Raw genomic sequence first — 14,201 nt, forward strand, 5'->3', positions numbered from 1 at the left:
GGTTGGTCAGCGTGAAGTTGGACGTGCCGCGGACGAAGGCGGCGTCGTTGCCCGGGAAGATGGACTGCTCGAAGACGCCCTGGCCGTTGCCGATGCTCACCTGGGTGCCCACGCGGCCACAGTGACCGGCGGTGACGAATCCGGGCTGACCGGCGGCGTTGGTGGCCGCGAATCCGACCGAACAGCGGCCGCCCATGGTGTAGGCCAGACCGCCGATGATGTCGGCGTAGAGCTCGGGCTGCGCACTGCTGGTCACCTCGACGGCCGAGGCGTCCACGCCGGCGTCGGCGAGCAGGCCGCTCACGTCGGCTCCGGAACCCTCCAGGACCTCCAGGACGACGGTGTCACCCGCCACGTCCGGGTACCAGCCGACCACGCCGGGGACGGCGTCGGCGGCGTTGAGATCCTGGATGATCTCGTCGAGGCCCTCGATGCCGTAGGAGACGAGTTCGGTACCCGCGCCGGTGGCCTCCACAGCCTCGACCGAGGCGGCGTCGGTGACCAGGACGGTCAGTTCCAGGGTCTCGGTGTCGAAGACGGAGCCGCCGTAGGCGTCCCCGGCGGCCGCGGCCGCGGCCTCGTCGACCTCGAAGGCGGTGTCCTGGGCGGCCAGCAGTTCATCGGCCTCAAGCGGGGTCAGGCCGAGGTCGCGCTGGAGCGCCTCCTGCATGGAGACGGCGTCGGCCTCCGGGGTGGGTGACTGGGGGAGCGGTCCGGTGGCCGCGAAGGCTCCCGGGGTGGCGGACAGCACCAGGCCGAAGGCCAGGGCTCCCGTTCCGATGGCGGAGACAACGGGGGAGGGTCGCATGAGGTCCCTACTCTCCAGGGGGGATTAACGGGGGATCGGGGTCGAAATCTCTTCGGCCCCTGTCGTTCACCGAGACATTCGGTAAACAACGCCTAACCATAGGTGCACGTTTTGGTGAGGGAAAGACCGCCAGAACGGTGGAGCATTCAGAACGCGGTGGGGTCAACCGATGATTGGTCGCCAGATCGTCGCAGAACGTGGCGACGCGAGTGGCCACCTCGCGATTGTCGGAGTCGGTGCGCTACCGACCGAATCCGGCCTCATGCCGCAAGGGGGGCATTCTGGCCACATGCGGACACCGGTACCGGGTGCCAAACGTGTCCACTCGGACACACAGGCGTAACACCAGTGGTCACGGCTTCGCTCGCGAGCTCCTGATCGTGCGCACAGCGCACTCTCGTTCGATGGGCGCCGGTCCCGCGTGCCTCGGGTGGGCGACCGGGCGTGACCGCTCGCGGGAGGGTGTAAAGGTCCGTGAACGGCAAACGCCCCCGCCCGCCGAACGGCGGACGAGGGCGCGGTTCGCGCGGGAACCACACGGTTCCCGAACGGGCCTAGCTCGTGACGAGGCTGAGGTTCCAGGTGCTCAGCGCCGGGCCGACCTCCTGGTAGTACGTGGTACCACCGGAGGAGCAGTTGCCGGAGCCGCCCGAGGTCATGCCCTGGGCCTGGTCGTCGGCGATGAACGAACCGCCGGAGTCGCCGGGCTCGGCGCACACGTCGGTACGGGTCATGTCGGTGACGGTGCCCTCCGGGTAGCTCACCGACTGCCCGCGGGCCTCGATGGACCCGCAGTGCCAGCCCGTGGTGGAGCCGGAACGGCAGACGGCCGCGCCGACCGGAGCCTGGCTGGAGCCGCCGACGGTCTGGGTGCCACCCGAGCTGTACATGTTGACCAGGTTGGTGACGGTCCAGTTGGACGTCGAACTGACGAAGGCCGCGTCGTTGCCCGGGAAGATGGACTCCTCGAACACACCGGAGCCGCTGCCGTCCTCGCTGTCGGCGGAGGTGCCGACCGTGCCGCAGTGGCCGGCCGTCACGAATCCGTCGTTGCCGGAACTGTCGGTGACCGCGAAGCCGACCGAGCAGCGCCCGCCGCCCATGTAGTAGGCGTCACCGCCGACGATGTCGGCGTACAGCTGCGGCGCCTCGTCGGTCTGCTCCACCTGGACGGCGGAGGAGTCCACGCCCGCGGCCTCGACGAAGCTCTGGGCCTCGGAGGTGTCGGTGGCCTCGATGACGACGGTGTCGCCGGCGAGGTCCGGGTACCAGCCGACGACACCCGGCTGGGCGCCGGCGGCGTCGAGCTCGTCCATGATCTCCGCCAGGCCCTCGGTGCCGTGCGAGACCAGTTCGGTCCCGGCGCCGGTGGCCTCGACGTCCGACACCGCTCCGGCGTCCGTGAGCAGGACGGTCAGTTCCAGGGTGTCGGTGTCGAACACGGAGCCCGCGTAGGCGTCACCGGCGGCCTTGGCCGCCGCCGTGTCGATCCCGAGGGCGTCCTTCTGGGCTTCGAGCAGGTCTTCGGCCTCGAACGGGGTGAGGCCGAAGTCCCTCTCAAGCGCTTCCTGCATGGTGGCCGCCTCGCCCTGGGGTGCGGGCTCGGCGGGTGCGGTGGCGGCGGAGGCGCCGGGCGCGACCGAGAGCGCGAGCCCGAAGGCCAGTGCTCCCGTGCCGATCGCGGAGATGACGGGGGAGGGTCGCATTGATCCCTACTCTCCTTGGGGAATTGACGGGGGTCGGGGCTCGGCCACACCTGAGGGCGAGGCCGGTCCCCGGGGTGAGTCCTTCGGGCGAGCCGGAGGACTCATGCGTTTGCCGAGACGTTCGGTAAACGAATCCAAACCATAAGTGAACAGCTTGGGCAGCGAAAGCCCATGAAATGGATAATTCACTCAGCTGACAAGAGGATCATCCGATCATTGGACTCAATAGGGGCATCACTCTGCGTCGCGAGGTGTCTGACCTCCTGTTTTGATGACTGGCTGTATCTGGATCACAAACCCGTCAGTAGAACAAGGGGAGTTGGGTGGCCGGATGCGGACACTGGAACCGGGTGCCATCCGTGATGGTGGCGCTACGTAGACGTACACAGCATGGTCAGGGCGTCGCAGAGGGTGAAGATCATGTTCGACAAGTGAACATGTGTGCGCATGCCGCCATTGCGGTGGAAGCGAGGGGTGCGACGTAGTGTCACGGGCGCGGTCCGGGCCGCGCTGGCGCCTCCCGACGAGGACACGCCCGGGGCGGAGCCGCCCCTCGTGCCCGCGCCGCGCGCGCCCCGGCCGGACGATTCGAGGTAACTAGCGAGTATCGGGCCTGTGGAAGACGGTTGAGGCGGGAACCGTTGGGCCAAGATAAGGGCGAGGGCCCCGAACGGGAGGTAACGACAGATGGCGAATGACAACGGCGGCCAGAAGCACTCCTCGCGGCGTGACGAGGAGGTCGAGGAGACCGAGGCGGCGCCCGAGGCGCAGGAGCGCGACGAACAGCTGGACGAGGACGTCGACGACATCCTCGACGAGATCGACGACGTGCTGGAGAGCAACGCCGAGGACTTCGTGCGCCAGTTCGTACAGAAGGGCGGTCAGTGACCAACCGGTTCGCTGACAGCGCACCCGGCCGTCCCCGGCCCCGGGGCGCACGGGACTAGGGTCGGTCCCACCGGCCGGTACCACCCCCGGCCACCACGGGAACGACAGACAGACGGACGACAGGCGCCCCACCCGCCCCCGTGACGGGGTGGGGCGCGAGCGGAGGGAGTCGCGTGTTCGAAGGCTTCGAGGGCGGACGGATGTCGGCCGCTTTCATGAGTGCGGGGACCTCGTCCTTCACCGAGTTTCTTCGGGAGGTCAAGCCCGAGCTGCTGCCCGCCCACCACATCGGATCGGCCGGCGCCCCCGGCTCGGCCGAGCACCTCACCCCGGACGCGACGACCATCGTCGCGCTCACCTTCCCCGGCGGTGTCCTGCTCGCCGGCGACCGGCGCGCCACCCAGGGCAACGTCATCGCCAACCGCGACATGGACAAGCTGTTCCGGACGGACGAGTTCTCCGCGGTGGCCATCGCCGGTTCGGCCGGGATCGGCATCGAGCTCGCCAAGCTCTACCAGGTGGAGCTCGAACACTACGAGAAGCTGGAGGGGCGCTCCCTCTCGCTCGAGGGCAAGGCGAACAAGCTGGCGCAGATGGTGCGCGGCAACCTCGGCATGGCCATGCAGGGCTTCGTCGTGGTCCCCCTCCTGGTCGGGTTCGACGAGAACACCGAACAGGGGCGGGTGTTCAGCTACGACGCCGTGGGCGGCCGCTACGAGGAACAGCGCTACTACTCGGTCGGCTCCGGGTCGGTCTACGCCAAGGGCTCCATCAAGAAGCTCTACCGTGACGACCTGGACGAGACCACGGCGATCAAGGTCGCGCTGGAGGCGCTCTACGACGCCGCCGACGACGACTCCGCCACCGGAGGCCCCGACCTGCACCGCAGGATCTTCCCGCTGGTCGACGTCATCACCGAGGACGGGCACCGGAGGATCGGCGCGGACGACGTGGCCCGCCTGGCGACGGAGGTCGTCGAAGGACGAGCCGCCGACCCCGACGGTCCGAAGGCCCGCCTGAGCTGAGGCCACCCGGGCCTCCACCCCAGACCTCTCCCGACTAGGTAAGGAACGATCCGCGGTGTCGATGCCGTTCTACGTCGCCCCCGAGCAGCAGATGAAGGACAAGGCGGACTACGCGCGCAAGGGCATCGCGCGCGGCCGCAGCGCCGTCGTCCTTCAGTACGAGGGCGGAATCCTGCTGGTGGCGGACAACATGTCCCGCACACTGCACAAGATCAGTGAGCTCTACGACCGCATCGGCTTCGCCGCGGTCGGCCGCTACCCCGAGTTCGAGAACCTGCGCCTGATGGGCGTGCGCTTCGCCGACGTACGCGGGTACCAGTTCGACCGCCGCGACGTCAGCGGCCGTCAGCTCGCCAACATCTACGCCCAGACCCTGGGCACCGTCTTCAGCGAGAGCCTCAAGCCCTGGGAGGTCGAGATCGTGGTCGCCGAGGTCGGCGACACGGCGGCCGAGGACGAGATCTACCGCATCACCTTCGACGGCTCCATCGTGGACGAACAGGGCTTCGTCGCGGTGGGCGGCTCCTCCGAGCACGTGTCCAGCCAGCTCAAGGACCGGTTCGCCGCGGACGCGCCGCTCAGCGCGGCGCTGAACGCGGCCACCCACGCCCTCGCGCACGAGAACGGCGAGGAGCGCGAACTGGAGGCGGCCAACCTGGAGGTCGCCGTCCTGGAGCGCTCCAGGGAGCACCGCAAGTTCCGCCGCATCCACGGTGACCGCCTGACCGCCCTCATCGAGCAGGGCAAGCGGGGCACCACCGGGGACGAGGCCGACGAGTGATCTGACAGCACAACGGTGCGGCGCCACCCGGGCGCCGCACCGGCCGGGCTGGTGTGGGCGACGCGGCCCCGTCGTCCACGCCACGGTGACGGAAGTTGGTGAGGCCGCGTGGAACGACGGATCTTCGGGCTGGAGAACGAGTACGGGGTCACGTGCACCTTCCGGGGGCAGCGCCGCCTGTCGCCGGACGAGGTCGCCCGGTACCTCTTCCGCAGGGTGGTCTCCTGGGGGCGCAGCAGCAACGTGTTCCTGCGCAACGGGGCCCGCCTGTACCTGGACGTGGGCAGCCACCCCGAGTACGCCACCCCCGAGTGCGACAGCCTCGTGGACCTGGTGGCCCACGACAAGGCCGGTGAGCGCATCCTGGAGGGGTTGCAGGTCGACGCCGAGCAGCGCCTCCACGAGGAGGGCATCGCCGGGGACATCTACCTGTTCAAGAACAACACCGACTCGGCGGGCAACTCCTACGGCTGCCACGAGAACTACCTCGTCGGCCGACACGGGGAGTTCGGCCGCCTGGCCGACGTCCTCATCCCCTTCCTGGTCACCCGACAGATCGTCTGCGGCGCGGGCAAGGTGCTCCAGACGCCCCGAGGGGCGCTGTTCTGCGTCAGCCAGCGAGCCGAGCACATCTGGGAGGGCGTCTCCTCCGCGACCACCCGCTCACGCCCCATCATCAACACCCGCGACGAACCCCACGCGGACGCCGAGCGGTTCCGCCGCCTGCACGTGATCGTGGGCGACTCCAACATGAGCGAGACCACCACCCTGCTCAAGCTCGGCTCCACCGACCTCGTGCTGCGGATGATCGAGGCCGGGGTGGTCATGCGCGACTACACCCTGGAGAACCCGATCCGGGCGATCCGCGAGATCAGCCACGACATGACGGGCCGCCGCAAGGTGCGCCTGGCCAACGGGCGCGAGGCCAGCGCCCTGGAGATCCAGCGCGAGTACCTGGAGAAGGTGCAGGGCTACGTCGACCGGCACGGGACCGACGCCGTCGGCAAGCGCGTCCTGGACCTGTGGCAGCGCACCCTGGAGGCGGTGGAGACCCAGAACCTGGAGACGGTCCAGCGCGAGATCGACTGGGTGGCCAAGTACATGCTGCTGGAGCGCTACCGGGAGAAGCACGACCTCACCCTCTCCTCTCCGCGCGTGGCCCAGCTCGACCTCACCTACCACGACATCCACCGCGAGCGCGGCCTGTTCTACCTGATGCAGAAGCGCGGTCAGATGGACCGCGTGGTGGGGGACCTGAAGATCTTCGAGTCCAAGTCGGTGCCCCCGCAGACCACGCGTGCCCGGCTTCGCGGGGAGTTCATCCGGCGGGCGCAGGAGCAGCGGCGCGACTTCACCGTGGACTGGGTGCACCTCAAGCTCAACGACCAGGCGCAGCGCACGGTGCTGTGCAAGGACCCCTTCAAGTCCGTGGACGAACGGGTGGAGAAGCTGATCGCCGGGATGTGAGCCCGGCCGGTGCCCACGGCCCCGGGGCCGGCCGGAGACGGCCACCCCCGGGGCCTTCGGCTGCCCTCCCACCTGCACGTTCGCTTTCGGTGGCCGTCCGCCCCGGTTTCTCGTGGGCCGAAATCAGGAACGGGTTGCTCCCAGGGGCTGGCCACACTCCGACTGTTCGGTAGTGTGACCCTGTCCTGAGCCGGAAATCAGAGGTTGTGACCCATGCACCGACGTGCTGCCGCCCTCGCGGTGCCACTGACCGCCATCGCCTTGGCGGTCTCCAGCTGCTCATCGCTCCCGGAGGACTGGCGTACCCCCGCCTTCCTCCGCATGAACGACGACACGCTCGACTCCCGGTTGCCCCAGGTCACCGGTGACGTCGGCGAGGAGCCCGAGATCGCCTTCCCCGACATCGAGCCTCCGGACGAGGAGATCTCCGGTGTCGTGAGCAAGGGCGCGGGTGAGGACGCCCTGGTCGGCGCGGACGACCTGGTCATCGCCAACGTCGTCCAGTACCAGTGGACCGCTCCGGGCGAGGGCGAGCCGGTCGAGGGCCAGTCCAGCTACGAGAACGGCGCCCCGGACCTGATCCGCATGGACCAGATGCCGGAGTACATCACCGAGACCCTGGTCAGCCAGCCCATCGGCAGCCGCGCGGTCTACGTCTTCCCGGCGCTGACCGAGGAGGAGAAGGCCCAGGCCGAGTCCATGGGGCAGGCCGCTCCCGAGGGCGCGAGCGTCCTGGTGATCGACATGGTCGACCGGTACAGCAAGGGTGCGGTCGTCCCGGGCGAGCAGACCGAAGACGGCGGCGGCGACCTGCCCACGGTGACGCAGGAAGGACACAGCCAGCCCCGGATCGAGGTCCCCGACGCCGAGGCTCCCGACGAACTTGAGGTCACCCCCCTCATCGAGGGCGAGGGCGCCGAGGTCGAGGAGGGCCAGCAGGTCATCGTCCAGTACACGGGCGTGCGCTGGGAGGCCGACGACAACGGCGAGAACGAGGTCTTCGACTCCTCGTGGAACCAGGGCGGCGTCCCCTTCGACACCACCATCGGCGCCGGCGCGGTCATCCAGGGCTGGGACGAGGGCATCGTCGGCCAGAGGGTCGGCAGCCGCGTCATGCTGGTCGTCCCCGGTGACCTGGCGTACGGGGAGTCCGAGGAGGAGGCCATGGGCGCCCCCGCGGGCACCCTGGTGTTCGTGGTCGACGTGCTGGGCGCCTACGACAACCCGCCGCCGCCCGAGCAGGAGGAGTCCGAGGAGGGCGCGGAGGACGCCGGGGGCGACGAGGTCGCCGAAGACCCGGAGGAGTCCGAGGAGTAGTCACCTCCCCGCCGACGAGACGCACCGCCGCCCCCGCGCCCCGAGCCGCGGGGGCGGCGGTGCGTTCGTGTCCGGGCCCGTCCGGTGCCCCCGCCCCGAAGACCGTTCCGGGCAGCGGAGGAGACACGCAGAGCGGGGCCGGGCTGCGGGGGAGCGGCGGCGGGCATGCGTAGAGTCGGTGGCCCACGGTGAGTATGGGGCGAGGGGGAGCCATGCCAGACCAGCGACGGTACTGCTACGTGTCGGGTCTGCGCCTGGGAGTCCCGGCCCTGGAGGAGCTCTGCGCCCAGGGGCGGCCACCGAGCCTGGTGGTGTCCTACCCGGCCGAACTGGCGCACCGCTGCGGATACACGGACTTCGAGGAGCTCACCCGTCGCCACGGCCTGCCGCACCTGCGGGCGGCCGACATCAACACCGACGAGGTACGCGACGCCCTCCACGCCCACCGGATCGACCTCATGGTGGTCGCGGGCTGGTCGCAGCTGGTCCACGAGGAGGTCCTGGCCTCACTGCCGCTGGGCGGGGTGGGCCTGCACCCCTCCCCGCTCCCGGTCGGTCAGGGCCGCGCACCCATCCCGTGGACGATCCTGCGTGACATGCGCTCCAGCGCCGTCAGCCTCTTCCACCTCACACGCGAGGCCTTCTCGGGCGACATCGTCGACCGGATCTGGTTCGACGTGGCCGAGGACGTCACCGCCACCGGCCTCTACGAGCGGACCGGCCAACTCCAGTCCGAACTGCTCGTGCGCAACCTGGACGCCCTCCTGGAGGGACGCGCGCCCCGGCGCCCCCAGGCGGGCCACGGCTCGGTGTGGCCCCGGCGCCGCCCCAGCGACGGGCACCTCGACCTCTCGGCGGCCGGACGGGACGTGGACCGGATGGTGCGCGCCCTGGCCGATCCCTACCCCGGTGCCTTCGCGATGTTCGGCGGAGCGCGCATCACCCTGTGCGGAGGCCGGCTCTCCGGCGAGGCCGTGGGCGGCGACCCGGGGCAGATCGTCTCCGCTGGCCCGGGCCGTGAGTGGGGTGTGACCTGCGGGGACGGAAGCGTGTACGTGCCCGAGTCACTCCGGGTGGACGAGGGCGTGCGCGCGGAACCGACCTCCCTGGCCATGTTCCGGCCCGGGCGGTACTTCGACGTACCCTCCGAACACCTGATGGCCGACACCCGCCGCACTCCGCTCCCAGGTTCGGAACTGTCCTTCCCGGGCCCCCAGTACCGCGGGGACCACGACTCCGACCACCGGGTCGGTCAGGACGAACCGCGCGGCCTCAAGCACCGATGAGCGTCGCGGCATGGCGCCCGGCGGCCGCCGCGCTGAGGAAGGCCGACCGGTCCTCGTCCAGGCCGCGCCCCATCGTGGACACCTTCACCGGAAGCGCGCGCACCTCGTCCTCCAGGCCGCTCACGGACACCTCCACGAGCGTGTGGCGCTCGCCCAGGTGCCAGGCCTGGTCCCGGACGCGCTCGCCGAAGAAGCCCGGCAGCCGGGGCACCACCACGTCGGCCGGGGCCAGAGCCACCCGCCCGTAGGCGGTCAGGCTGTGGTGGGACACCCCCCGGTGCCGCTCCCGGGGGTCGGCCTCGCTGACCCTCAGGCTGGCCACGGGACGACCGCCGAGGACGGCGGCGGCGTTGACCGCCTCGCCGCAGGACACACCGGAGAACCCCCACGGAGTGCCGGTGCCCAGGTTGCCCGGCCCCTGGCAGACCACCGCGACCTCCGCGTCCAGCACGTGCCTGGCCGCCAGCAGCCCCGAGTGCACCGTGACCGCCTCCAGGTCACCGCCGAAGGCCTGACCGGTGGTCACGCACCCGCTGAGCAGACCGTCCTCCCTCAGCGCGCCCACGATCCGCGAGAACGCGGCGGGCAGCGCGCCGCCGTCGAGCATCACGTTGACCACCCGCGTCCCGGGGCGCTCGACGCGCACCCCGGCCAGGACGGCGGGCAGCGCGGAGTGGAGGTCGGCCACGACCACGGGCATCCCGTCGATCCCCTCGGCCGTGCGCAGCGCCTCGTGGTGGGGCGAGCCCTGCTCGTCCGCGCCCAGGACGGTGGCCTGGAGGGGCGTGTAGCGGGCCTTCACCAGGTGTCCGGGGCCCTCACGGTCGGCGGGCAGGCGGTCCGGGACCGCCACCACCAGGGCGTATCCGCCCGTGCCCAGACCCAGGTCCAGGGCTCCGGTGTTGAGCAGGACCCGGTCCCCCACCTCGGGGGCTCCCACGAGGTCGGTGTAGGCCAGGGCCGTGCAGGTCGCGGTCTCTTCGGCTCCGTCCCCTCTGACCGGAACCGAGACCGCGCACACGCGGACCCCGGGCCAGGAGGGCAGGACCTGTAGGACTTCACCGCGGCGCCACCGGATCATGCTGGGCACGGTACCGTCGGACCTGAACCGAAGGTGGGAGGACGCGCCCTCGCGGCCCCGCCCGGTCCACCACAGCGGGCAACACAGCGGGCAAGGGGAGTGCGGACGATGTCGCGCAGGAAGACCGAACGGCAACTGAACCTGGTCATCTGCCTGTTGTCCACGCGGCGCCACCTGACCGCCCAGGAGATCAGGGCGACGGTCCAGGGGTACGCCGAGGCCGACACCGAGTCGGCGTTCAAGCGCATGTTCGAGCGGGACAAGCGGGAACTGCGCGACAGCGGCATCCCCATCCAGGTCGGTACCGGGGACGCCTTCAGCGGCGAGGAGGGCTACCGGATCTCCCGCTCCGACTACGAGCTGCCCGAGATCGAGCTCCTGCCCGACGAGGCGGTCGTGCTGGGCCTGGCCGCCCGCGCCTGGCGCCACGCCTCCCTGGGTGAGGCCGCCGCCAACGCCCTGTTCAAGCTCCGCTCGGCCGGGGTACCGGTGGACACGGAGGCCGCCCCGGGGCTGACCCCCGCGATGCGCACGGACGAGCCCGCCTTCGGTCCCGTGTGGCAGGCCATCCGGGACCGCCGTGCCATCTCCTTCGACTACCGCAAGCCCGGCGAGAACGGGGCCCAGCGGCGCGAGGTCGAGCCGTGGGGCATCGTCAACCTGCGCGGCCACTGGTACGTGGTCGGCCACGACCGGCTGCGCGACGCACGCCGGGTGTTCCGTCTGGGGCGGATGCGGGGCGGGGTCACCGTGGACCGTACCGGCCCGGACGTGGTCGTTCCCGAGGGCGTGGACCTGCGCTCGGTGGTCTCCCAGCAGAGCGCCGTGCCCGAGCGCACCGCGACCCTGCGGGTGCGTACCGAGGCCGCCCACGACCTGCGCCGCCTCGCGCTGCGCGTGGTCCCGGGTGAGCGGGACAGCACCGGAGACGGCTGGGACACCCTCACCCTGCCCTACACCAGCACCACGGGGCTGGTGCGGAAGGTGGCCTCGCACGGCTCGCGCGCGGTGGTGGTGGAACCCGAGCCGGTCCGCGCGGCGATGGCGGACCACCTGGCCGGGGTGGTCGAGGGCACCATCGCGGCGGAGGAGGCCGACACCGCCGAGGGGCCGGACGCCGCCGACACCCCGGCGCGCGGTCCCCGCTCCGCCGACCAGCTGCGCCGACTCCTGATGCTGGTGCCGTACGCGCTCGGCCGCGACGTGCGCGTGCCCGAGGTGGCCCGGCACTTCGGACTCAGCGAGAAGCAGGTCGTCTCCGACCTGAGCCTGCTGTGGATGTGCGGTCTGCCCGGGTACACCCCCGGCGACCTGATCGACGTGGACCTCGACGCCGCCCGCGAGACCGGCGAGATCATCATCGCCAACGCCGACACCCTGGCCCAGCCGCTGCGGCTGANGTCGTGGGCCTGTCCCTCCTGGAGGCGCTGCCCGAGGCGCAGGGGATCGAGGGCGGTGCGCTCAAGCGGGTGGCGGAGAAGCTGCGCACGGCCGCCGGCTCGGCTGTGAGCGACCTGGCCGACGCCGTGCAGGTGCGGGTCGAGGTGGACGAGCAGGTGGCCCTGACCCAGCGGCGCTGCGCCGACGCCCTCAGCGGCGGCCAGCGCCTCCACCTGCGGTACCTGTCCGGGTACCTGGACCAGGTGACCGAACGTGACGTCGATCCCATGGGCCTGGTGGTCCAGGACGGCCAGACCTTCCTGGAGGGCTATTGCCACCTGCGCGGGGACGTGCGGCTGTTCCGTCTGGACCGGGTCCTGGAACTGACCGTGCTGCCCTTCGCCGCCCAGGTGCCGGAGGGGGTGGTCCGCCGCGACCTGTCCGCCGGGGTGCTCCAGCGCTCCGAGCGCGACGCCCTGGTGACGCTGGCACTGGAGCCCTCCGCACGCTGGGTGACCGAGGACTACGTGTGCGAGTCGGTGACCGAGATGACCGACGGGGAGGCCCGGGCCACCCTGCGCACCCCGGCGCCCGCGTGGGTGGCCCGACTGGCGTTGTCCCTGGGACGGGAGGGGCGAGTGGTGTCACCGGCAGCCCTCGCCAAGGACGTCCGTGCCGAGGCGGAGCGGGCTCTGGAGCACTACCGTACTGTTCGAAACCGAACCGCATTGGTCGAGACCACTTCGTCTCCGGAGTGACGCGTAGCCGTTCACCGGGGGGTGGGGTACAGGTCATGACGGAAGGGATATGGTGAACCCGTGATCGCCTTCGCTGTCCTCTGCGGCGTGTTCTGCGCAGGAGTGCTCGTCGTCGGCGCCCTCGGACTGAGGGTGCGCCGCGCGGCCTCCGCGCTTTCCGAAGGGGTGACACGGGCGACGGGCGGGTACCAGGCGAGCAGCGCTGACCTGCGTGAGCGCGTCCGCCATGGCGGTGCTGGGACATGACGGCCCCGCGGACGAACGCGCGTACCATCAGAGGCGCTTGGTCGCGCCCCACAGAGAGGTAGAACCATGGGACCGTTCAACGGACCTACCATTGCCATCCTGGTGATCCTGGCCATCCTGCTGTTCGGAGCCAAGAAGCTTCCGGACCTGGCCCGTTCCCTGGGGCGCAGCGCTCGCATCCTCAAGGCCGAGAGCAAGGGCCTGGTCGACGAGGAGAACAACGAGTCCGAGGGGCAGCAGGGCGAGCAGGCCCAGCAGAACCAGCAGCAGGCGCAGCAGCAGGCCCAGCAGAACCCGGCTCCGCAGCAGAACCAGCAGCAGCCGCAGCAGCAGGGCTACCCGCAGCTGCCCCCCGGTCAGCGCATCGTCAACGAGTCCGGTGAGCCGACCAACCAGACCTACAACAACTAGACCCTTCCGGTGGACCGGCGTGGTACCGGAGGGTGCCGCGCCGGTCGGCTGTCGTCCGCGGGGAGCGCCCGCCCCCGCGGCGGGCCCAAGGAGAAGAGAGTGACCGAAAGATGAGGTCCCGAAGCCGGTCGGCGAACCCGGACGCCCGGATGCCGCTCATGGACCACCTGCGCGAGCTGCGCAACAGGCTGGCCAAGGCGCTGCTCATCCTGTGCCTGGGTGCTGTGGTCGGCTTCGTCTTCTACGACCAGATCTGGGACTTCCTCACCAGGCCCTACTGTTCGCTTCCCGCCTCGCAGGTGGTCGACGGCGGCGGCTGCTCCCTGATCGTCACCGGCCCCTTCGACGCCTTCTTCGTCGCCTTCAAGGTCTGGATCTTCGTCGGGGCCCTGGTCACGGCCCCGCTCTGGCTCTACCAGCTGTGGGCCTTCGTGGCCCCGGCCCTGCACGGCAGCGAGAAGAAGTACGCCTACATCTTCGCCCCGTTGGCCGGGATCCTCTTCGTCTCCGGCGCGGCCCTGGCGTACTCGATCACCGCGCTCGCGCTCCAGATGCTCTTCGGGTTCCTGCCCGACGACGCCGACCCCTACCTCACGATCGGCGAGTACCTCAGCTACATGCTCATCATGATGAGCATGTTCGGCCTGGGCTTCGTCATGCCGCTGCTGGTGGTCCTGCTCAACATCGTCGGCATCGTCACCCACGAGGCCATCGCCAAGTGGCGCCGGGTCATCATCTTCTGCGCCTTCCTGGTCGCCGCGGTCATCACCCCGGCCGAGCCGATCTCCATGCTCGCCCTGGCCGTCCCCCTCGTGATCCTCTTCGAGATCGCCGAGGTGTTCTGCTACTTCAACGACCGTCGCAAGAAGCGCCGCGACCCCACCAGCGAGCTGGACGACGACGAGATCTCCGAGCTGGACGACCAGCTCTCGGAGCTGGACCACACCCCCGCCCCGCTCGAGGAGACCGACTCCGACGGCGGTTCCGGCAAGCGTTCCTGAGCAGCTCGGTGACGCGCTAGGGTTCGGCCGGGGGCCGTCGGCCGCC

At 70.5% G+C, this 14,201-nt stretch carries 12 protein-coding genes and 1 pseudogene; 10 read left to right on the top strand and 3 right to left on the bottom strand.

The window, feature by feature from the left end; genetic code table 11:
• Positions 1 to 808: alpha-lytic protease prodomain-containing protein (locus D452_RS0114205; protein ID WP_017544815.1), on the bottom strand; the 808-nt coding region annotated here is incomplete at its 3' end.
• A gap of 554 nt (positions 809 to 1,362) precedes the next feature.
• Positions 1,363 to 2,514 (bottom strand): S1 family peptidase, encoded by a 1,152-nt coding sequence (locus D452_RS0114210; protein ID WP_017544816.1) that lies wholly within the window; start codon positions 2,512 to 2,514, stop codon positions 1,363 to 1,365.
• Positions 2,515 to 3,201: 687 nt separating this feature from the next.
• Here D452_RS0114210 and D452_RS0114215 point away from each other — a divergent pair.
• The 6 genes from D452_RS0114215 to D452_RS28305 all read left to right on the top strand — a co-directional run bounded on the left by D452_RS0114215 (position 3,202) and on the right by D452_RS28305 (position 9,278).
• Positions 3,202 to 3,402, top strand: a complete 201-nt coding sequence (locus D452_RS0114215; protein ID WP_017544817.1) for a ubiquitin-like protein Pup — start codon at positions 3,202 to 3,204, stop codon at positions 3,400 to 3,402.
• Positions 3,403 to 3,575: 173 nt separating this feature from the next.
• A complete protein-coding gene (gene prcB / locus D452_RS0114220; RefSeq protein WP_017544818.1) occupies positions 3,576 to 4,427 on the top strand; it encodes a proteasome subunit beta in 852 nt (283 codons plus the stop codon).
• A 55-nt stretch (positions 4,428 to 4,482) separates the two neighbouring features.
• Positions 4,483 to 5,208, top strand: a complete 726-nt coding sequence (gene prcA / locus D452_RS0114225; RefSeq protein WP_017544819.1) for a proteasome subunit alpha — start codon at positions 4,483 to 4,485, stop codon at positions 5,206 to 5,208.
• Positions 5,209 to 5,316: 108 nt separating this feature from the next.
• Positions 5,317 to 6,675: a Pup--protein ligase gene (pafA, locus tag D452_RS0114230; RefSeq protein WP_017544820.1), complete on the top strand. Its 1,359-nt coding sequence runs from the start codon at positions 5,317 to 5,319 to the stop codon at positions 6,673 to 6,675.
• 213 nt (positions 6,676 to 6,888) lie between these two features.
• Positions 6,889 to 7,992: an FKBP-type peptidyl-prolyl cis-trans isomerase gene (locus tag D452_RS0114235; protein WP_017544821.1), complete on the top strand. Its 1,104-nt coding sequence runs from the start codon at positions 6,889 to 6,891 to the stop codon at positions 7,990 to 7,992.
• 212 nt (positions 7,993 to 8,204) lie between these two features.
• Entirely contained in the window at positions 8,205 to 9,278 is a 1,074-nt protein-coding gene (locus D452_RS28305; RefSeq protein ID WP_040693823.1) for a methionyl-tRNA formyltransferase, read from the top strand.
• Here D452_RS28305 and D452_RS0114245 read toward each other — a convergent pair.
• A complete protein-coding gene (locus D452_RS0114245) occupies positions 9,265 to 10,359 on the bottom strand; it encodes a DUF3866 family protein (RefSeq protein ID WP_017544823.1) in 1,095 nt (364 codons plus the stop codon). The genes D452_RS28305 and D452_RS0114245 overlap by 14 nt on opposite strands.
• Positions 10,360 to 10,467: 108 nt before the next feature.
• On the opposite strand from D452_RS0114245, the pseudogene D452_RS28310 reads away from it, so the two are divergent.
• The 4 genes and pseudogenes from D452_RS28310 (at position 10,468) to tatC (ending at position 14,155) form a co-directional block, all read left to right on the top strand.
• A pseudogene (locus D452_RS28310) lies at positions 10,468 to 12,497 on the top strand (helix-turn-helix transcriptional regulator).
• A 60-nt stretch (positions 12,498 to 12,557) separates the two neighbouring features.
• Entirely contained in the window at positions 12,558 to 12,743 is a 186-nt protein-coding gene (locus D452_RS29670; protein WP_083927523.1) for a hypothetical protein, read from the top strand.
• Positions 12,744 to 12,809: 66 nt separating this feature from the next.
• Positions 12,810 to 13,154, top strand: coding sequence for a Sec-independent protein translocase subunit TatA (tatA, locus tag D452_RS0114255; protein WP_017544826.1), 345 nt, complete (start codon positions 12,810 to 12,812; stop codon positions 13,152 to 13,154).
• 149 nt (positions 13,155 to 13,303) lie between these two features.
• Positions 13,304 to 14,155 (top strand): twin-arginine translocase subunit TatC, encoded by an 852-nt coding sequence (gene tatC, locus D452_RS0114260; RefSeq protein ID WP_017544827.1) that lies wholly within the window; start codon positions 13,304 to 13,306, stop codon positions 14,153 to 14,155.
• Positions 14,156 to 14,201 lie beyond the last annotated feature (46 nt).

Source organism: Nocardiopsis prasina DSM 43845 (assembly GCF_000341265.1).
Taxonomy (GTDB): domain Bacteria; phylum Actinomycetota; class Actinomycetes; order Streptosporangiales; family Streptosporangiaceae; genus Nocardiopsis; species Nocardiopsis prasina.

Coding starts and splice junctions, on each gene's coding strand:
- D452_RS28305 (WP_040693823.1), top strand. CDS start 8,205: ATGCCAGACCAGCGACGGTACTGCTACGTGTCGGGTCTGCGCCTGGGA.
- D452_RS0114215 (WP_017544817.1), top strand. CDS start 3,202: ATGGCGAATGACAACGGCGGCCAGAAGCACTCCTCGCGGCGTGACGAG.
- D452_RS0114210 (WP_017544816.1), bottom strand. CDS start 2,514: ATGCGACCCTCCCCCGTCATCTCCGCGATCGGCACGGGAGCACTGGCC.
- tatA (WP_017544826.1), top strand. CDS start 12,810: ATGGGACCGTTCAACGGACCTACCATTGCCATCCTGGTGATCCTGGCC.
- D452_RS0114245 (WP_017544823.1), bottom strand. CDS start 10,359: ATGATCCGGTGGCGCCGCGGTGAAGTCCTACAGGTCCTGCCCTCCTGG.
- tatC (WP_017544827.1), top strand. CDS start 13,304: ATGCCGCTCATGGACCACCTGCGCGAGCTGCGCAACAGGCTGGCCAAG.
- D452_RS0114235 (WP_017544821.1), top strand. CDS start 6,889: ATGCACCGACGTGCTGCCGCCCTCGCGGTGCCACTGACCGCCATCGCC.